This is a genomic window from Pseudomonas sp. NFX15 (assembly GCF_049132105.1).
Lineage (GTDB): Bacteria > Pseudomonadota > Gammaproteobacteria > Pseudomonadales > Pseudomonadaceae > Aquipseudomonas.
This window is the reverse complement of record NZ_JAFMPV010000003.1, coordinates 144192-163978: the sequence shown is the minus strand read 5'-3', so window position 1 is coordinate 163978 and position 19787 is coordinate 144192. Positions and strand designations below refer to the sequence as shown.

16 protein-coding genes and 3 tRNA genes are annotated in these 19787 nt (G+C 60.9%); all 19 read left to right on the top strand.

The genetic code is table 11. The features are described from left to right. Positions 1 to 139: 139 nt before the first annotated feature. Positions 140 to 1558, top strand: coding sequence for a 3-isopropylmalate dehydratase large subunit (leuC, locus tag J1D76_RS04565; RefSeq protein WP_421137230.1), 1419 nt, complete (start codon positions 140 to 142; stop codon positions 1556 to 1558). Positions 1559 to 1569: 11 nt separating this feature from the next. Next, positions 1570 to 2214 carry a 3-isopropylmalate dehydratase small subunit gene (leuD, locus tag J1D76_RS04560; RefSeq protein ID WP_421137229.1) on the top strand — a complete coding sequence of 215 codons (645 nt, stop codon included), beginning with the start codon at positions 1570 to 1572 and terminating at the stop codon, positions 2212 to 2214. A 138-nt stretch (positions 2215 to 2352) separates the two neighbouring features. Next, complete coding sequence (locus J1D76_RS04555; protein ID WP_421137228.1) at positions 2353 to 3120, top strand: class I SAM-dependent methyltransferase; 768 nt, start codon at positions 2353 to 2355, stop codon at positions 3118 to 3120. A gap of 64 nt (positions 3121 to 3184) precedes the next feature. Next, positions 3185 to 4267, top strand: a complete 1083-nt coding sequence (leuB, locus tag J1D76_RS04550; protein WP_421137227.1) for a 3-isopropylmalate dehydrogenase — start codon at positions 3185 to 3187, stop codon at positions 4265 to 4267. 66 nt (positions 4268 to 4333) lie between these two features. Further along, a complete protein-coding gene (gene asd / locus J1D76_RS04545) occupies positions 4334 to 5446 on the top strand; it encodes an aspartate-semialdehyde dehydrogenase (protein WP_057715575.1) in 1113 nt (370 codons plus the stop codon). Between the two features lie 239 nt (positions 5447 to 5685). After that, positions 5686 to 6690 (top strand): aspartate-semialdehyde dehydrogenase, encoded by a 1005-nt coding sequence (locus tag J1D76_RS04540; protein ID WP_421137226.1) that lies wholly within the window; start codon positions 5686 to 5688, stop codon positions 6688 to 6690. A gap of 211 nt (positions 6691 to 6901) precedes the next feature. Then, positions 6902 to 9565, top strand: a complete 2664-nt coding sequence (locus tag J1D76_RS04535; RefSeq protein ID WP_421137225.1) for a FimV/HubP family polar landmark protein — start codon at positions 6902 to 6904, stop codon at positions 9563 to 9565. Between the two features lie 309 nt (positions 9566 to 9874). After that, positions 9875 to 10699: a tRNA pseudouridine(38-40) synthase TruA gene (gene truA, locus J1D76_RS04530; protein WP_421137360.1), complete on the top strand. Its 825-nt coding sequence runs from the start codon at positions 9875 to 9877 to the stop codon at positions 10697 to 10699. 61 nt (positions 10700 to 10760) lie between these two features. Then, positions 10761 to 11387 (top strand): phosphoribosylanthranilate isomerase, encoded by a 627-nt coding sequence (locus J1D76_RS04525; protein WP_421137224.1) that lies wholly within the window; start codon positions 10761 to 10763, stop codon positions 11385 to 11387. A gap of 220 nt (positions 11388 to 11607) precedes the next feature. After that, positions 11608 to 12528: an acetyl-CoA carboxylase, carboxyltransferase subunit beta gene (accD, locus tag J1D76_RS04520; RefSeq protein ID WP_421137223.1), complete on the top strand. Its 921-nt coding sequence runs from the start codon at positions 11608 to 11610 to the stop codon at positions 12526 to 12528. After that, a complete protein-coding gene (gene folC, locus J1D76_RS04515; RefSeq protein WP_421137222.1) occupies positions 12525 to 13832 on the top strand; it encodes a bifunctional tetrahydrofolate synthase/dihydrofolate synthase in 1308 nt (435 codons plus the stop codon). The genes accD and folC overlap by 4 nt, the downstream gene beginning before the upstream one ends. After that, positions 13816 to 14454 carry an SPOR domain-containing protein gene (locus tag J1D76_RS04510; RefSeq protein WP_421137221.1) on the top strand — a complete coding sequence of 213 codons (639 nt, stop codon included), beginning with the start codon at positions 13816 to 13818 and terminating at the stop codon, positions 14452 to 14454. Before folC ends, J1D76_RS04510 begins: the two co-directional genes overlap by 17 nt. A gap of 98 nt (positions 14455 to 14552) precedes the next feature. Next, positions 14553 to 15113, top strand: a complete 561-nt coding sequence (locus tag J1D76_RS04505) for a CvpA family protein (RefSeq protein WP_421137220.1) — start codon at positions 14553 to 14555, stop codon at positions 15111 to 15113. Between the two features lie 41 nt (positions 15114 to 15154). Continuing rightward, positions 15155 to 16660: an amidophosphoribosyltransferase gene (purF, locus tag J1D76_RS04500; RefSeq protein ID WP_095943671.1), complete on the top strand. Its 1506-nt coding sequence runs from the start codon at positions 15155 to 15157 to the stop codon at positions 16658 to 16660. Between the two features lie 197 nt (positions 16661 to 16857). Further along, the gene (locus tag J1D76_RS04495) at positions 16858 to 18069 is read left to right on the top strand and encodes an O-succinylhomoserine sulfhydrylase (RefSeq protein ID WP_421137219.1); all 1212 of its coding nucleotides are present in this window, start codon (positions 16858 to 16860) and stop codon (positions 18067 to 18069) included. Continuing rightward, a complete protein-coding gene (locus tag J1D76_RS04490; RefSeq protein ID WP_421137218.1) occupies positions 18066 to 18842 on the top strand; it encodes an SDR family oxidoreductase in 777 nt (258 codons plus the stop codon). The genes J1D76_RS04495 and J1D76_RS04490 overlap by 4 nt, the downstream gene beginning before the upstream one ends. 217 nt (positions 18843 to 19059) lie before the next feature. After that, positions 19060 to 19135 (top strand) — tRNA-Val (locus J1D76_RS04485). A gap of 53 nt (positions 19136 to 19188) precedes the next feature. After that, positions 19189 to 19265, top strand: a tRNA-Asp gene (locus tag J1D76_RS04480). A gap of 104 nt (positions 19266 to 19369) precedes the next feature. Next, positions 19370 to 19446 (top strand) — tRNA-Asp (locus J1D76_RS04475). Positions 19447 to 19787: the final 341 nt, after the last annotated feature.

Below are 19787 nucleotides of genomic sequence, written 5' to 3'. Positions count from 1 at the left end.
TCCAGTTGGTTATCCAAAGCATAAAAAATATGAATTTGAGTTATTTAATGTAACCCCATAGGATCAGCCTCACAAGCCAAAGGGTTATTGAGCCATTCAAGGCCCGGGGCATAGAAACAAGCTGATGAGGAACCGTCTGATGGCCGGCAAAACGCTCTACGACAAGCTCTGGGATTCGCATTTGGTCAAGCAGCGCGACGATGGCTCTGCTCTGATCTACATCGATCGTCACATCATCCACGAAGTGACCTCGCCGCAAGCCTTCGAAGGCCTGCGCCTGGCCGGGCGCAAGCCATGGCGCATCGATGCCAACATCGCGACCCCGGACCACAACGTACCGACCACGCCGGAGCGCAAGGGCGGCATCGACGCCATCGTCGACCAGGTCTCACGCTTGCAAGTGCAGACCCTCGACGACAACTGCGATGAATACGGCATCGTCGAGTTCAAGATGAACGACGTCCGCCAGGGCATCGTCCACGTCATCGGCCCGGAGCAGGGCGCGACCTTGCCGGGCATGACCGTGGTTTGCGGCGACTCCCACACCTCGACCCACGGCGCATTCGGCGCCTTGGCTCACGGTATCGGCACCTCTGAAGTCGAGCACGTGCTCGCCACCCAGTGCCTGGTCGCCAAAAAAATGAAAAACATGCGGGTGTCCGTCGAAGGCCAATTGCCGTTCGGTGTGACCGCCAAGGACATCGTGCTCGCCGTCATCGGCAAGATCGGCACCGCCGGCGGTAATGGCCACGCCATCGAGTTCGCCGGCAGCGCGATTCGTGACCTGTCCGTCGAAGGCCGCATGACCATCTGCAACATGTCCATCGAGGCCGGCGCTCGCGTAGGTCTGGTGGCAGCGGATGAGAAGACCGTGGCTTATGTGAAGGGCCGTCCGTTCGCACCGAAAGGCGCGGAATGGGACTTGGCAGTCGAAGCCTGGAAAGACCTGGTGTCCGACAGCGATGCGAAGTTCGACATCGTTGTCGAACTCGACGCCACGCAAATCAAGCCGCAAGTCAGCTGGGGCACTTCGCCCGAGATGGTGTTGGCGGTGGACCAGAACGTGCCGGACCCGGCCAAGGAAATGGACCTGGTCAAGCGCGACTCCATCGTCCGTGCCTTGAAATACATGGGTTTGACCGCCAACCAGGCGATCACCGACATTCAGCTCGACCGCGTGTTCATCGGTTCCTGCACCAACTCGCGCATCGAAGATTTGCGCGCGGCGGCCGTGATCGCCAAGGGCCGCAAAGTGGCCTCGACGATCAAGCAGGCCATCGTCGTGCCAGGCTCAGGCTTGGTGAAGGCGCAGGCTGAATCGGAAGGTTTGGACAAGATTTTCCTCGAGGCCGGTTTCGAATGGCGTGAGCCGGGTTGCTCGATGTGCCTGGCGATGAACCCGGACCGTTTGGAGTCCGGCGAGCATTGCGCCTCGACCTCCAACCGAAACTTCGAAGGCCGTCAGGGCGCTGGTGGTCGTACCCACCTCGTCAGCCCGGCCATGGCCGCCGCCGCCGCTGTGAACGGTCGTTTCATCGACGTCCGTGAATTGATCTAAAGGAGCGCAGCATGAAAGCTTTTACCCAGCACACTGGTCTTGTCGCGCCTTTGGATCGTGCCAACGTCGACACCGACCAGATCATCCCCAAGCAATTCTTGAAGTCGATCAAGCGCACGGGTTTTGGCCCGAACCTGTTCGATGAATGGCGTTACCTGGACGTGGGCCAGCCGTACCAGGACAACTCCAAGCGTCCGCTGAACAAGGACTTCGTGCTCAACGCCGAGCGTTATCAAGGCGCCAGCGTGTTGCTGGCCCGCGAGAACTTCGGTTGTGGCTCCAGCCGCGAGCACGCGCCGTGGGCACTGGAAGAGTACGGTTTTCGCAGCATCATCGCGCCGAGCTACGCCGACATCTTCTTCAACAACAGTTTCAAGAACGGCTTGCTGCCGATCATCTTGAGCGACGCCGAAGTCGACGAACTGTTCCAGCAGGTCGAGGCCAACCCGGGCTACCAATTGCAGGTCGATCTGCAAGCCCAGACCGTGACCCGCCCTGACGGCAAGGTGTTGAGCTTCGACATCGACGCGTTCCGCAAGCATTGCCTGCTCAACGGCCTGGACGATATCGGCCTGACCTTGCAGGACGGCGATGCGATTGCCACGTTTGAAGCCAAGCACCGTGTGAGCCAGCCGTGGTTGTTTCGCGACGCTTGATTTTTGCGTAAGGCGTATTGACGCCTTCGCTGGCAAGCCAGCGCCTACAGTTGAAACTCATTCCCCTATAGGAGCTGGCTTGCGAGCGAAGAGGCCTGCCCAGACACCCCAAGACTCACCCCAAAAAGGAAGTCCTCCATGACCAGCACCGCCCAACACAGCCAGGTAGTCCAGAAACAATTCGGTGAACAGGCTTCGGCCTACCTGAGCAGCGCCGTACACGCTCAAGGCGCCGAATTCGCATTGCTACAGGCCGAGCTGGCCGGGCAGGGCGAGGCGCGGGTCCTGGACCTGGGGTGCGGCGCCGGTCACGTGAGTTTTCACGTGGCGCCGCTGGTCAAGGAAGTGGTGGCCTACGACCTGTCGCAGCAGATGCTCGACGTGGTAACGGCGGCGGCCGCTGATCGCGGCCTGGGCAACGTGTCGACCGTCAACGGTGCCGCTGAGCGCCTGCCGTTTGCCGATGGCGAGTTCGATTTCATCTTCAGCCGTTATTCAGCGCACCATTGGAGTGACCTCGGCGTGGCCCTGCGCGAAGTGCGCCGGGTGTTGAAACCGGGTGGCATTGCAGCGTTCGTCGACGTGTTGTCACCGGGCAGCCCGTTGTTCGACACTTACCTGCAAAGCGTCGAAGTGCTGCGCGACACCAGCCATGTGCGCGATTATTCCGCCGGCGAGTGGTTGCGCCAGGTCAGCGAGGCAGGGCTGCACACCCGCAGCACCACCCGTCAGCGTCTGCGCCTGGAGTACAGCAGCTGGGTCGAGCGCATGCGCACCCCTGAAGTCATGCGCGCGGCGATCCGCCAGTTGCAGCAGTCGATGGGCAATGAAGTACGCGAGTATTTCGAGATTGCCGTCGATGGCTCGTTCAGTACCGATGTATTGGTGCTGTTTGCAGAAAGATAGTCACCGATCGATAGCATTTTTCCGGGTGCGCCAAGGGCGCACCGACTGATGACATGAGGAAAGCATGAGCAAGCAGATTCTGATTCTCCCAGGTGACGGTATTGGCCCGGAAATCATGGCCGAAGCGGTCAAGGTCCTGGAATTGGCCAGCGACAAGTTCGCCCTGGGCTTCGAGCTGAGCCACGACGTGATCGGTGGCGCTGCCATCGACAAGCACGGCGTGCCGCTGGCCGACGAAACCCTGGAGCGTGCCCGTGCTGCCGACGCTGTGTTGCTGGGCGCTGTCGGCGGCCCGAAATGGGATGCCATCGAGCGTGACATTCGCCCTGAGCGCGGCCTGCTGAAGATCCGTGCGCAACTGGGCCTGTTCGGCAACCTGCGTCCGGCGATCCTGTACCCGCAATTGGCTGAGGCTTCCAGCCTGAAGCCGGAAATCGTTGCCGGCCTGGACATCCTGATCGTTCGCGAACTGACCGGCGGCATCTACTTCGGCGCGCCACGCGGTACCCGTACCCTGGAAAACGGCGAGCGCCAGTCCTACGACACGCTGCCGTACAGCGAAAGTGAAATCCGCCGCATTGCCCGTGTCGGTTTCGACATGGCCATGGTCCGTGGCAAGAAGCTGTGCTCGGTGGACAAGGCCAACGTCCTGGCTTCCAGCCAACTGTGGCGTGAAATCGTCGAAGAAGTGGCCAAGGATTACCCGCATGTCGAACTGAGCCACATGTACGTCGACAACGCCGCCATGCAGCTGGTGCGTGCACCGAAGCAGTTCGACGTGATCGTTACCGACAACATGTTCGGCGACATCCTGTCCGACCAGGCCTCGATGCTTACCGGTTCCATTGGCATGCTGCCGTCGGCGTCCCTGGACACCAACAACAAGGGCATGTACGAGCCTTGCCACGGTTCGGCGCCGGACATTGCGGGCAAGGGCATTGCCAACCCGCTGGCGACCATTTTGTCGGTGTCGATGATGCTGCGTTACAGCTTCAACCAGCAGGCGGCAGCCGATGCCATCGAGAAAGCCGTCAGCCTGGTGCTGGACCAGGGCTTGCGCACGGGCGACATCTGGTCGGCCGGTTGCACTAAAGTCGGTACGCAGGAAATGGGCGACGCAGTAGTCGCCGCGCTGCGGAATCTGTAATCTCTCGGGCCCGCTGCCAAATTCAATACAAAGCAGCGGCCCACATTTCAAGAAGGTGTAGTTGCGATGAAACGTGTAGGTCTGATCGGTTGGCGCGGTATGGTCGGTTCCGTGCTCATGCAGCGGATGCTGGAAGAGCAGGATTTCGATCTAATCGAGCCGGTGTTTTTCACCACTTCCAATGTCGGTGGCCAAGGCCCGTCCGTGGGCAAGGACATTGCTCCGCTCAAGGACGCTTACAGCATTGAAGAGCTGAAGACCCTCGACGTGATTCTGACCTGCCAGGGTGGCGACTACACCAGCGAAGTCTTCCCGAAACTGCGCGAGGCCGGCTGGCAGGGTTACTGGATCGACGCCGCCTCCAGCCTGCGCATGCAGGATGACGCGGTCATCGTCCTGGACCCGGTCAACCGCAAGGTCATCGACCAGCAACTGGACGCGGGCACCAAGAACTACATCGGCGGCAACTGCACCGTCAGCCTGATGCTGATGGGCCTGGGTGGCCTGTTCGAAGCCGGTCTGGTGGAGTGGATGAGCGCCATGACTTATCAGGCGGCCTCCGGTGCCGGCGCGCAGAACATGCGCGAGCTGATCAAGCAGATGGGCGCGACCCACGCAGCTGTCGCTGATCAACTGGCTGATCCGGCCAGCGCGATCCTCGACATCGACCGTCGTGTGGCCGAAGCCATGCGCAGCGACGCGTACCCGACCGAAAACTTCGGCGTGCCGCTGGCCGGCAGCCTGATCCCGTGGATCGACAAGGAACTGCCGAACGGCCAGAGTCGTGAAGAGTGGAAGGCCCAGGCAGAGACCAACAAGATCCTCGGTCGCTTCAAGAGCCCGATCCCGGTCGATGGCATCTGCGTGCGCATCGGCGCCATGCGCTGCCATAGCCAGGCGTTGACCATCAAACTGAACAAAGACGTACCGATCGCCGATATCGAAGGGCTGATCAGCCAACACAATCCGTGGGTCAAGCTGGTGCCGAACAACCGTGAAACCAGCATTCAGGAGCTGAGCCCGAACAAGGTCACCGGCACCCTGAACATCCCGGTTGGCCGTCTGCGCAAGCTGAACATGGGCTCGCAGTTCGTCGGTGCGTTCACCGTCGGCGACCAGCTGCTGTGGGGCGCGGCCGAACCGCTGCGTCGCATGCTGCGGATCCTGCTTGAGCGTTGATCGATTGATGCAATGAAAGAACCCGTGCCGTGAAAGAGGTGCGGGTTTTTTTATGGGCAATGGTTGTCCATTCGGCCGCCTTCGCTGGCAAGCCAGCGCCTACAAGGATCGTGCTCACCTGTAGGCGCTGGCTTGCCAGCGAAGCGGCCGGTAATGCCACCACAAATCCCAACAAAATTGATTGCATCCCAACCACCCGGTAAAGTGCCGCTCCCCCCGTTTCGCCAGAGGTAAACCCCATGAGCCAGACCATTGATATTGCCGTGATCGGCGCCACCGGTACTGTCGGCGAAACACTCGTGCAGATTCTCGAAGAGCGCGATTTCCCGATCGGCACCCTGCACCTGTTGGCCAGCAGCGAATCGGCTGGCAGCTCGGTGCCGTTTCGCGGCAAGAACGTACGGGTGCGCGAGGTCGACGAGTTCGATTTCAGCAAGGTGCAATTGGCATTCTTCGCCGCCGGCCCGGCGATTTCGCTGAGTTTTGCATCCCGTGCCATCGACGCCGGTTGCTCGGTGATCGATCTCTCTGGCGCCTTGCCGGCCGACAAGGCACCGCAAGTCGTGCCTGAAGCCAATGCCCAGGTGTTGGGCGGTTTGAAAAAGCCGTTTCAGGTCAGTAGCCCAAGCCCGTCGGCCACCGCGCTGGCCGTGGTCCTCGCGCCACTGATGGGCTTGCTCGACTTGCAGCGCGTCAGCCTGACCGCCAGCCTGGCCGTCTCCGCCCAGGGTCGCGAAGCTGTGAGCGAGCTCGCCCGACAGACCGCCGAACTGCTGAATGTGCGGCCGCTGGAGCCGAAATTCTTTGATCGACAAATGGCCTTCAACGTGTTGGCCCAGGTCGGCAAGCCGGATGAACAGGGTCACACACTGCTGGAAAAACGTCTGGTGCGCGAGTTGCGCCAGGTCATGGCCCTGCCGGCCTTGAAGATTTCCGTCACTTGCATTCAAGCCCCGGTGTTTTTTGGCGATAGCTATAGCGTGAGCCTGCAATCGGCGAGTGAAATCGACCTGGCGAAAATCAATGCCGCTTTGGAAGACGCGCCCGGGATCGAGTTGGTAGAAGCTGGCGATTACCCGACGCCGGTGGGCGATGCGGTAGGGCAGGATGTGGTGTACGTCGGTCGGGTGCGCACGGGTATCGACGACCTGTCGGAACTTAATTTGTGGCTGACGTCAGATAACGTACGCAAAGGCGCTGCGCTCAACGCTGTGCAACTGGCTGAGTTGTTGATAAAAGACTGACTGTAAAAGATACTTTGCAACAATTTGTCGAAAGATTCCGGGCCAGCCTATGCTTGCCGGAATGCTGAAGGCGAGCCACTTTGCGGGGCTTTGCGGGGCATCAATCAAATGATCGCGCGCGACGACTTTCGCCGTTGCGCGCAATGCCTTACGGCAGCGGCTATCAATACCTTCTCGCTGGCCGAGGAATGTTCAAACTAAGGATGAGCTAATGGTTCAAGTTCGCAAACTGGTGTTAGCAATAGCGGCCGCCTCGGCGCTGTCCTCCGGTATGGCGCATGCCCTCGGGCTCGGGGAACTGACCCTGAAGTCGACGCTCAACCAGCCGCTGGTAGCGGAAATCGAGCTGCTCGATGTCAAGGACCTCACGGCTGCCGAGGTGGTGCCAAGCCTGGCTTCGCCAGAAGACTTCGCCAAGGCCGGTGTCGACCGCCAGGCGTTTCTCAACGACTTGACCTTCACCCCAGTGCTCAACGCCAGCGGCAAAAGCATCTTGCGCGTGACCTCCAGCCAACCGCTGTCCGAACCGATGGTGAAATTCCTGGTTCAGGTCATGTGGCCAAATGGCCGATTGCTGCGTGACTACAGCGTGCTGCTCGATCCCTCAAAGTTCTCTGCGCAAACGGCCGAGGCGGCTGCGCAGCCTGCGCCGACTTCAACCGTTGCCGCGCCGGTGACCGGTTCGACCAAGCCAACCCAATACACCACCACGCCGCGCGATACCCTGTGGGAAATTGCTGCGAAGGCGCGTAATGGTGGTTCGATCCAGCAAACCATGCTGGCCATCCAGGCGCTGAACCCGGATGCCTTCATCGATGGCAACATCAACCGTTTGAAAACCGGTCAGGTCCTGCGCATGCCGGACCAGGCGCAGAGCACCAGCCTGCCGCAACCCAAGGCCATCGCTGAAGTCGCCGCGCAGAACAGCGCATGGCGTCAGGGCCGCCGTTACGTAGCGAAGCCGGGGGCAGGGCAACAGCAACTCGACGCCACCAATCGCGGCCGGGCGGACACCGCTCCAACGCAGGGTACCGCCGACAAGCTAAGCCTGGTGTCTGCCGAAACCGGCAAGAACCGCGGCAAAGGGCCTGCCGGTGATGCCAAGGCCATCAACAACAAGCTCGCAGTGACCAAGGAAAGCCTCGATACCAGTCGTCGTGACAACGCCGAACTGAAAAGCCGCATGGTCGATCTGCAAAGTCAGATGGACAAGCTGCAACGCCTGATCGAGTTGAAGAACAACCAATTGGCCAAGTTGCAGGCCGAGGGGGCGAATGACGCACCTGCCGCTGCGACGGCTCCGGCGATCTCGGCCGAGCTGACGCCTGGCCCGGCGGCAGCGCCAGCCCCGGCTGACACTGCACCGGCCGCCCCTGCGCCTGCACCAGAGGTCACTCCGGCGCCCGCCGAGAAGCCCGTCGAGGCGGCACCGGCGACACCCGCGACTTCCGATGACCAGAAATTCAATGAATTGCTGACCAACCCGGTTCTTTTGGGATTGGTCGGTGGCGGCGCGGTGGTGTTGCTGCTCCTGTTGCTGTTGCTGGCACGCCGCCGCAAGGCCCAGCAGGAAGCCGAGAAGCACGTGCGCATGGCCCGTGCCCTGGCCGAAGAGCAACCGTTCGCCGCCGATCTCGACTTGCCAGAAAGCAGTTTCGAGGGCCTGGACGTTGCGCCGCCTAGCGTGAAACTGGCCACCGCACCGACGCCAGCACCAGCGCCAGCGCCTACACCTACACCTACACCTACACCTACACCTGCGCCGGTAGTGGCTTCGGCCGTGATGACCACGCCGATCGCCGCGCCACTGGTGGCCCCGGCCGGCGAGCGTTCCGATGACGTGCTGAGCCAGGCTCAATCGCACATCAATGCCGGTCGCCTGAACCAAGCCGCCGCGTTGCTGGAGGACGGCGTCAAGCAGGAGCCCCAGCGCAGTGACCTGCGTTTGAAACTGATGGAAGTCTACGGCCAGCAAGGCGACCGCGATGCGTTCGTCGGCCAGGAACGCCAGTTGGTGGCCAATGGCGACAACTTTGCCCAGGTCGAAAAGCTCAAGAGCCGCTTCCCGGCCATGGCGCTGGTGGCGGCCGGTGGCATCGCCGCCGCCGCGATTGCCGCCGAACTGGACGCGCAATACGTCAAGGATCTGTTGCTCGACGAGCCGCCAGCACCGACGCCAGAGCCACAACCGGCACCGGTCGAAGATGATCTCGACAGCGCTTTCGACCTGAGCCTGGATGATCTGGACGCGATCACCCCGGTGGCGCCTGCTGCGCAACCGCAAGTGTCAACGCTCGCAGACCTGGACGAGTTCCCGCTGGATGACGATCTGAGCTTTGGCTCGGTATTGCAGCAACAGACCGAGATCAAGGACAACCTGGACGACCTGTCGGACTTCGATCTGGACCTGGACCTCGGCGCAGAGCCTTCGCCGGCGATCCTGGCGGAAGACGATTTCCTGCTGGATCTGGACGAAGGCGTAAAGGATTTTCCGATTGCTGAAACGCCGGCCGTTCCCGAAGTAGCGCTGGATGACCTGGAGTTGCCGGCCGATTTCGATCTGTCGCTGGCCGAGGAAATGGGCACGCCGGACACGTTTGCTGCAGGCCTGGACGACGTCAACGCGGAGCTGGACAGCCTGTCCGCCAGCATCGGCGAGCCAACCTTCACCGAAGCCGATGCGGCGCTGGGTGGCGATGATGATTTCGACTTCCTCTCCGGTACTGACGAAGCCGCGACCAAGCTCGATCTGGCTCAGGCTTACATCGACATGGGCGACAGCGACGGCGCCCGCGACATCCTCAATGAGGTGGTGACCGAGGGCAGTGACGAGCAGAAGAGCGAAGCCAAGGAAATGCTTTCGCGCCTGGCTTGAGTGTTTGCCAGGTTGAAAAAAAGCGGCAGCCCCTAAGGCTGCCGTTTTTTGTCTGGTCGATGAATTGATGTCGGTTACATCATCTGTGAGCGACACCAATCTACTGTGGGAGCTGGGTTGCCAGCGAAGAGACCGTCTGATCCGGCATGACCATTGGCTGCCACGCGCCTTCGTGGCAAGCCAGCTCCTACACTGGAGCAATCAAAGGAGAACCCTCTGGTATCCCCGCCCCACAGCCTTATAATGCCCGCCTTTGGTACATCAGCAGGCTGTCCCTCCTTGGCAAACATAGATAACCCGGCCGCCGAAATGGCAGCCGACGGCTTTTTCCGCATCGCGTTGGGCGTTGAATACAAAGGCTCGCGCTACCGTGGCTGGCAGCGCCAGGCCTCTGGCGTGCTCACGGTGCAGGAGACCCTCGAGAACGCCTTGTCGAAAGTCGCTGACTCCCCCGTTTCGTTGATGTGCGCCGGGCGTACCGACGCCGGGGTGCATGCCTGCGGACAGGTGGTGCACTTCGACACTCCGGTCGAGCGCTCGATGAAGGCCTGGGCCATGGGTGCCAACATCAACTTGCCCCACGACGTCAGTGTCAGTTGGGCCAAGGTCATGCCGGCGCATTTTCATGCGCGGTTCAAGGCCATCGCCCGCCGTTACCGCTACGTGATCTACAACGATCAGATCCGCCCGGCGCACTTGAACGAAGAAGTGACGTGGAATCACCGTCCGCTGGATGTCGAGCGTATGGCCGAGGCCGCTCAATACCTGCTTGGCGTCCATGATTTCAGTGCGTTCCGCGCAGGCCAGTGCCAGGCCAAGTCGCCGATCAAGGAGCTGCATCACCTGCGCGTCACCCGCCACGGCAAGATGATCGTGCTGGACATCCGCGCCAGCGCCTTCCTGCACCACATGGTGCGCAATATTGCCGGGGTGCTGATGACCATCGGAGCTGGCGAACGTCCGGTGGAGTGGATGAAAGAGGTGCTGGAGAGCCGGATTCGGCGCACTGGCGGTGTGACAGCGCATCCGTTCGGCCTGTACCTGGTGCAGGTCGAATACCGCGACGAGTTCCAATTGCCCGAGCGTTACATCGGCCCACACTTCTTGACCGGCTACTCGGAACTTGACGGCTGACGCCCTCGAACGCTTTTGTTACCATCCGGGACTTTCCCGGATTTGTCGTGGAGTTGTGTGGATGTCTGCCGTTCGCAGCAAGATCTGTGGGATTACCCGTATAGAAGATGCGTTGGCCGCCGTCGAGGCCGGGGCGGATGCCATCGGATTCGTGTTCTACGCCAAAAGCCCCCGTGCGGTGACGTTCCAGCAGGCGCGCTCGATCATCCAGGCGCTGCCGCCGTTCGTCACCACCGTGGGCCTGTTCGTCAATGCCAGCCGCTGCGAACTCGGCGAACTGCTCGATGCAGTGCCGCTGGACCTGCTGCAATTTCACGGCGACGAAAGCGCGGTCGATTGCGAGGGCTGGCACCGGCCGTACATCAAGGCGCTGCGGGTCAAGGCCGGTGATGACATCGCCGCCGCCTGTGATGCTTACGCCAGTGCCAGCGCAATCCTGCTCGATACTTACGTCGAGGGCGTTCCCGGCGGAACCGGCGAAGCGTTTGACTGGTCATTGATACCGCCAGGTTTGAGCAAGCCGATCATCCTGGCAGGCGGCCTGACGCCGGATAACGTCGCCGAAGCGGTGGCGCGGGTTAAACCTTACGCCGTGGATGTCAGCGGTGGGGTAGAGGCGAGCAAGGGCATCAAGGATCACGCAAAGATCCAGGCATTTATCAAAGCAGTACGCGGTAGCAGTTGTTGATGTGACGGCTGGCAGACTGCCGCCGTCCACTGCACTGTACAAAGCGGATGCACTGCACACAGCAGGCAGATCCGAGGGTTTTTTGGGGTTGCACGCAGGTCATGTCTCGCGCTGACCGCGGTGGTCCATCGACTCTCTTCGCACACATGAATTTAGCGCTAGGGCATACACGGGGCTGCGAACCAGAGCGTTCGGGCCGCCGGTACTGGAGAAAGAAAGCATGAGCAACTGGTTAGTAGACAAACTGATCCCTTCGATCATGCGTTCCGAGGTCAAGAAGAGCTCGGTGCCTGAAGGTCTTTGGCACAAATGCCCGTCTTGCGAGGCTGTGCTGTATCGTCCGGAGCTGGAAAAGACCCTGGACGTTTGCCCCAAGTGCAACCATCACATGCGTATCGGCGCCCGCGCCCGCATCGACATCTTCCTCGACGTCGAAGGCCGTACCGAGCTGGGCGCAGACCTGGAGCCGGTTGACCGCCTGAAGTTCCGCGATGGCAAGAAGTACAAGGACCGCCTGACCGCTGCACAAAAGCAGACCGGCGAAAAAGACGCCCTGGTGTCCATGAGCGGTACCTTGCTGGGCATGCCGATTGTGGTCTCGGCGTTCGAGTTTTCCTTCATGGGCGGCTCGATGGGTGCCATCGTCGGTGAGCGTTTCGTTCGCGCCGCCAACTATGCCCTGGAAAAACGTTGCCCGATGGTCTGCTTCGCCGCATCCGGCGGTGCGCGGATGCAGGAAGCGCTGATCTCCCTGATGCAAATGGCCAAGACCTCCGCGGTGCTGGCGCGTCTGCGTGAAGAAGGCATTCCGTTCATCTCCGTGTTGACTGACCCGGTCTACGGTGGCGTTTCCGCCAGTCTGGCGATGCTGGGCGACGTGATTGTCGGTGAGCCGAAGGCATTGATCGGTTTTGCCGGTCCGCGTGTGATCGAGCAAACCGTGCGCGAAAAACTGCCGGAAGGCTTCCAGCGCAGCGAGTTCCTCCTGGAACACGGTGCCATCGACATGATCGTCCACCGTCAGGAGCTGCGTCCGCGTCTGGGCAACTTGCTGGCACAAATGATGGGCCTGCCGACGCCGAAGTTCGTCGCAGCACCCATCGAGCCGATCGTGGTTCCACCGGTACCTGCCAGCCTATGACCCAACGTACCCTTGGCGAATGGCTCGCCTACCTTGAACAGTTGCACCCTTCGGCCATCGACATGGGGCTGGAGCGGTCGCAGCAGGTAGCGTCCCGCATGAGACTGGGCAAGCCGGCGCCACGGGTGATTACGGTCACCGGGACCAACGGCAAGGGTTCCACCTGTGCGTTCGTGGTCTCCTTGCTGCGCGCCCAGGGCCTGAAGGTGGGGGTCTACAACTCCCCCCACCTGCTGCGCTACAACGAGCGGGTCACGATCAATGGCGTCGAAGCCACGGACGCCGAGCTGTGCGAGGCCTTTGCGGCGGTAGAGGCCGGACGCGGCGACATTTCCCTGACCTACTTCGAAATGGGCACCCTGGCGGCGTTCTGGCTGTTCCAGCGCTCCGGCCTTGATGCGGTAGTGTTGGAAGTTGGTTTGGGTGGGCGTCTGGACACGGTCAACGTGGTCGATGCTGACATGGCGCTGGTCACCAGCATCGGCGTCGATCATGCGGACTACCTGGGTGATACCCGCGAGTCCGTGGCTTTCGAAAAGGCCGGCATTTTCCGTCAGGGCGCGCCTGCGCTCTGCGGCGATCTGAATCCTCCACAGCCCCTGCTGGACAAGGCCCGCGAGCTCAATTGCGCGTTTTTCCTGCGTGGGCGCGATTTTGATCTGGGCATCACCGATCACCACTGGCAATGGCGCGGTGTCGATGCGCAAGGGCGCGTCGTTGAGTTGCGCGATTTGCCGCTGCTCGATCTGCCAATGGAAAACGCAGCGCTGTCCTTGCAGGCCTACGTGCTGCTCGGTTTGCCGTGGGTGGATGCGCAGATTATCGAAGCGTTGCAGGCCACGAGGGTGGTCGGGCGCCTGGATCGTCGCCAACTCGAGTGGCAAGGCAAGCGCTTGAACCTGTTGCTGGACGTGGGGCATAACCCGCATGCAGCGGAGTATCTGGCGCGTCGCCTCGCCAGTCGCCCGCCGGTCGGCAGGCGTCTGGCGGTGTTCGGGCTGCTGGCGGACAAGGACCTGGATGGCGTCGTCGGCGAATTGAGTGCTAGTGTCCAGCACTGGGCCGTCGCCCCTCTGGATTCGCCTCGGGCGCGCCCGGTGGCGGATTTGCACGAAGCGCTGCAAGGCCTTGGTGCCGCGGTCACGTCTTACGACAGTGTCGCGGCTGCGCTGGAAGGGCAGTGTGCGCAGGCTACAAGCGACGACGAAATCCTGTTGTTCGGATCATTTTATTGTGTCGCCGAGGCCCTTGAATGGCTGGCCCGGCGCTCCACGGAGGACGCGGCAAATGGCATTGCTCGATAAGGCATACAAACAGCGCATGGTTGGCGCCCTGGTGTTGGTCGCGCTGGCAGTGATTTTCCTGCCGATGCTGTTTTCCCGCCAGGACGAACAGCGCCAGGTGACGGTCGAAGCGCCTGCGGCCCCGCAGGCGCCTGCGATGCCGCAGGTGCAGGTCGAGCCTGTGATGGTGCCTGAGCCGCAAGCCCTGCCGCAGGAACCCGTCCCGAGCGATGACGAAATTGCTCAGGAAGAAGCGCCGGTGACGCCAGCCGTGCCGGTCACTCCTGTACCTGTTGCCAAGCCGACTGCTCTGGCGGCCAGGCCTGCGTCAGTGCCTGCTCAACCGATTGCAGCCGCACCCGGTAAACCGGACACCACGCAAAGCCGCGTGGATGCCAACGGCCTGTCCGTCAGCTGGTCGGTGCAATTGGCCAGCCTGTCGAATCGTGAAAGCGCGGAAAAACTGCAGAAAACCCTTCGCAGCCAGGGCTATAACGCTTATATCCGTAGCGCCGACGGCAAAAACCGGGTGTTTGTCGGACCGCTGATCGAGCGCGCTGAAGCCGACCGGTTGCGCGACTTGCTCAACCGCCAGCAGAACCTCAAGGGGTTCGTGGTGCGCTTTCAGCCAGAGCGTGGCTAAAACTATCGCCCCGATATGAAATGCACAGACAATCGCAGCTTACCGATAAGCACTGGCTCTGCTAAAATGCGCCGCCTTATCCGTCTGTAGGCTGCACTGTGCCATTTACCTGGGTTGACTGGGCGATCGTAGCAATCGTCGCCATCTCCGCATTGATCAGTCTGAGCCGCGGCTTCGTCAAGGAAGCACTGTCGCTGGTGACCTGGATCATCGCAGGGGTCGTTGCCTGGATGTTCGGTGGCTCACTGTCCGAATACCTCAGCGGGTACATTCAAACGCCGTCGGCTCGTATAATCACGGGCTGTGCCATCATGTTTGTCGCCACTTTAATCGTGGGCGCAATGATCAATTATCTTATCGGCGAACTGGTTCGCGTCACCGGCCTCTCCGGGACCGACCGATTCCTCGGCATGGCCTTCGGCGCCGCGCGTGGCGGGTTGCTGGTGGTCATCGCTGTCGGGCTCTTGAGCCTGGGGCCGGTACAGCAGGACGGGTGGTGGAAAGAGTCACAGCTCGTGCCAAAGTTTCTATTGGTTGCAGACTGGTCCAAAAACCTGATTCTCGGGTGGAGCAGTCAGTGGCTAGCCAGCGGAATCAGCGTACCCGCTGATATTCCGTTCAAGGAGCAACTCTTGCCGATGGCCAAAACGCCTCAGTGAGTAGTGCTCAGTTCAGATCCATTAAGTAGGGGTTGCGTCGCATGTGTGGCATCGTCGGTATCGTCGGTAAGTCGAACGTCAATCAGGCGCTGTATGACGCGCTAACCGTGCTCCAGCACCGCGGCCAGGACGCTGCCGGTATCGTGACCAGCCATGATGGCCGGTTATTCCTGCGCAAGGACAACGGGCTGGTGCGTGACGTGTTCCAGCAGCGTCACATGCAGCGCCTGGTCGGCCACATGGGCATTGGCCATGTGCGTTATCCGACCGCAGGCAGCTCGACTTCGGCCGAAGCTCAACCGTTCTACGTCAACTCGCCTTACGGCATCACCCTGGCGCACAACGGTAACCTGACCAACGTTGAACAGCTGGCCAAGGAGATTTACGAATCTGACCTGCGCCACGTCAACACCAGCTCCGACTCTGAAGTGCTGCTCAACGTGTTCGCACACGAACTGGCCCAGCGCGGCAAGTTGCAGCCAACCGAAGAAGACGTGTTCGCTGCCGTCACCGACGTGCACAACCGTTGCGTGGGTGGTTATGCCGTCGTGGCGATGATCACCGGCTACGGCATCGTCGGCTTCCGCGACCCGCACGGCATCCGCCCGATCGTGTTCGGCCAGCGTCACACCGACGAAGGCGTCGAGTACATGATCGCCTCGGAAAGCGTTTCCCTGGACGTGCTCGGCTTTACCCTGATTCGCGACCTGGCACCGGGCGAAGCGGTCTACATCACTGAAGAGGGCAAGCTCTACACCCGCCAGTGCGCGACCAACCCGTCCCTGACCCCGTGCATCTTCGAACACGTCTACCTGGCACGTCCGGATTCGATCATCGACGGCGTGTCGGTCTACAAGGCCCGTCTGCGCATGGGAGAGAAGCTGGCCGAGAAGATCCAGCGCGAGCGTCCGGATCACGACATCGACGTGGTCATCCCGATCCCGGATACCAGTCGCACCGCCGCGCTGGAACTGGCGAACCATTTGGGCGTGAAGTTCCGCGAAGGCTTCGTGAAGAACCGCTATATCGGCCGGACGTTCATCATGCCGGGCCAGGCTGCGCGGAAAAAATCCGTACGCCAGAAACTCAACGCCATCGAGCTGGAATTCCGCGGCAAGAACGTGATGCTGGTGGATGACTCCATCGTTCGTGGCACCACTTGCAAGCAGATCATCCAGATGGCCCGCGAAGCCGGTGCCAAGAACGTTTACTTCTGCTCCGCGGCGCCAGCCGTTCGCTACCCGAACGTCTACGGCATCGACATGCCGAGCGCGCACGAACTGATCGCCCACAACCGTTCGACTCAGGACGTAGCCGACCTGATCGGCGCTGACTGGTTGATCTATCAGGACCTGCCTGACTTGATCGAAGCGGTCGGTGGCGGCAAGATCAAGATCGACAAGTTCGATTGCGCGGTGTTCGACGGCCAATACGTCACCGGCGACGTCGATGAGGCTTACCTGAACAAGATCGAACAGGCTCGCAACGACGCCTCCAAGGTCAAGACCCAGGCAGTCAGCGCGATCATCGATCTGTACAACAACTGATTTAACACCGGCCCTGTAGGAGCTGGCTGTGTAGGAGCTGGCTTGCTAGCGAAGGCGGTATCACAGGAAACAGTGATGTTGAATGTGACGCCCTCTTTGCTGGCAAGCCAGCTCCTACACAAGCCAGCTCCTACAAAAGGCGTCTCTCCTCAAGGCCGGTTTCGTACCTACTATCGAATAAGGCAAGGAGTGACAGCATGAGTCAGGATTGGGATGCCGGTCGGCTGGACAGCGACCTCGAAGGTGTAGCGTTCGATACCCTGGCCGTACGTGCCGGTCAGCACCGTACGCCGGAAGGCGAACACGGTGATCCGATGTTCTTCACCTCCAGCTATGTATTCCGTACCGCCGCCGACGCCGCTGCGCGCTTCGCGGGCGAAGTGCCGGGCAACGTCTATTCGCGCTACACCAACCCGACTGTGCGCGCGTTCGAAGAGCGCATTGCCGCACTGGAAAGCGCTGAGCAAGCCGTGGCCACCGCCACTGGCATGGCGGCCATCATGGCTGTAGTCATGAGCCTGTGCAGCGCCGGGGATCACGTACTGGTGTCGCGCAGCGTCTTCGGCTCGACCATTAGCCTGTTCGAAAAGTACTTCAAGCGCTTCGGCGTCGAAGTCGACTACGTGGCGCTGGCCGATTTGTCCGGTTGGGACGCGGCGATCAAGTCCAATACCAAGCTGTTGTTCGTTGAATCTCCGTCCAATCCGCTGGCCGAATTGGTGGATATTGCGGCGCTGTCGGAAATTGCCCACGCCAAAGGCGCGATGCTGGTCGTCGACAATTGCTTCTGCACTCCGGCCTTGCAGCAACCGCTGAAAATGGGCGCCGACATCGTCGTGCACTCGGCCACCAAGTTCATCGACGGCCAAGGCCGTTGCATGGGCGGCGTGGTCGCCGGTCGTAGCGAGCAGATGAAGGAGATTGTCGGGTTCTTGCGCACCGCAGGCCCGACCCTGAGCCCGTTCAACGCCTGGATCTTCCTCAAGGGTCTCGAAACCCTGAACCTGCGGATGAAGGCTCATTGCGCCAACGCCCAGCAACTGGCTGAGTGGCTGGAGCAGCAGGACGGCATCGAGAAGGTCCATTACGCCGGTCTCAAGAGCCATCCTCAGCACGAACTGGCGCTGCGTCAGCAGAAAGGTTTCGGTGCCGTGGTCAGCTTTGAGGTGAGGGGTGGCAAAGAGGGTGCCTGGCGCTTTATCGATGCCACGCGCCTGATTTCGATCACCGCCAACCTGGGTGACAGCAAAACCACCATCACTCACCCGAGCACCACGTCTCACGGCCGCTTGGCACCGCAGGAGCGTGAAGCGGCGGGCATTCGTGACAGCCTGATCCGCATTGCGGTCGGCCTGGAAGACGTGGCGGACCTGCAAGCCGACCTGGCGCGCGGCCTGGCTGCGTTGTGATCGAGTTGTCTGCGCCGAGCGCGGGTTCCAATGGTCGCGTAGCACTGGTCACTGGTGCTGCGCGGGGCATTGGCCTGGGGATTTCAGCCTGGCTGATCAGCGAAGGCTGGCAAGTCGTGCTGACAGACTTGGACCGCGAGCGCGGTTCGAAAGTAGCGAAAGTGCTGGGCGACAACGCCTGGTTCATCGCCATGGATGTCTCCAATGAGGGGCAGGTCGCCCACGGTGTCGCCGAAGTGCTTGGGCAGTTCGGGCGCCTGGATGCGCTGGTTTGCAATGCGGCGGTTGCCGATCCGCACAACATCACTCTGGAAAGCCTTGATCTGGCTCATTGGAACCGGGTGTTGGCGGTGAATCTCAGTGGGCCGATGCTGCTGGCCAAGCACTGTGCGCCGTATCTTCGGGCTCACAGCGGCGCCATCGTCAATCTGGCGTCGACCCGCGCCGCGCAATCGGAACCTGATAGCGAGGCTTATGCGGCGAGCAAGGGCGGCCTGTTGGCCCTGACGCATGCCTTGGCCATCAGCCTTGGCCCGGAGATCCGGGTCAACGCCGTCAGCCCTGGCTGGATCGATGCGCGAGACCCTTCGGTGCGGCGCGCCGAACCCTTGACCGAGGCCGATCATGCCCAGCATCCCGCGGGCAGGGTAGGGACGGTCGAGGATGTCGCGGCGATGGTGGCCTGGTTGTTGTCCAGGAATGCCGGGTTTGTCACTGGTCAGGAATTCGTGGTCGATGGTGGCATGACCAAGAAGATGATTTACAGCGAGTGATATTGGCGTTGAATGTATCGCCCTCATCGCGAGCAGGCTCGCTCTTACAAGGGGAGATTGGTTTCTCCTGTAGGAGCGAGCCTGCTCGCGATGGTGGACTGATGGTTGCCGACAATGGCTGGAATGAAATGATTTTGTCTTTTTCAGAAAAACTTCAATCCTGCTATTGACTTAGGTTCGCTACCTGCGTAAATTTCGCGGCCTCGGAGATGCAAACGGGTGATTAGCTCAGCTGGGAGAGCGTCTGCCTTACAAGCAGAATGTCGGCGGTTCGATCCCGTCATCACCCACCACTCCCGAGATACTTGCGAAAGCAAGAGGTAGGCTGAAATGCCTCCACCGACGCGCAGCGGTAGTTCAGTCGGTTAGAATACCGGCCTGTCACGCCGGGGGTCGCGGGTTCGAGTCCCGTCCGCTGCGCCATATTTTCCGAGTCAGGCTTGCCCGATTCGAGATTGAAAGAGAGATTGAAAAATCTCGGAGCTTTCAATCAGACGAGTTACTTGAGCGCAAGCTCAAAGCGATACGCAGCGGTAGTTCAGTCGGTTAGAATACCGGCCTGTCACGCCGGGGGTCGCGGGTTCGAGTCCCGTCCGCTGCGCCATATCTGCCCCAAGGCCAACTGAACGCCTTGGAGCTACGAAGAAGCCACTGGCTGCTTCGCGTCGATAGCAAAAACCCTGGTCGAAAGACCGGGGTTTTTTGTTTCTGGAATTCGGGTTTTTTCTGTCGCCTTCTCCAGGCGGGCCTGCCATCGCCTCCAGCCTCGCACAACCGATATTCACGGCTACGCTTAATGTGCTGCGTCGAATCGTCGCGTTTTTTTGATTTGCTGGTCAGTTTTTAGTTTTCCGTCAGGCCATAAGCCTATAAACTTAACCTTTCGGTCAACTTTGCACTGTCAACAACAGCCCTTTGCATCGTCAAGAAGGGCTTCTGCAAGAC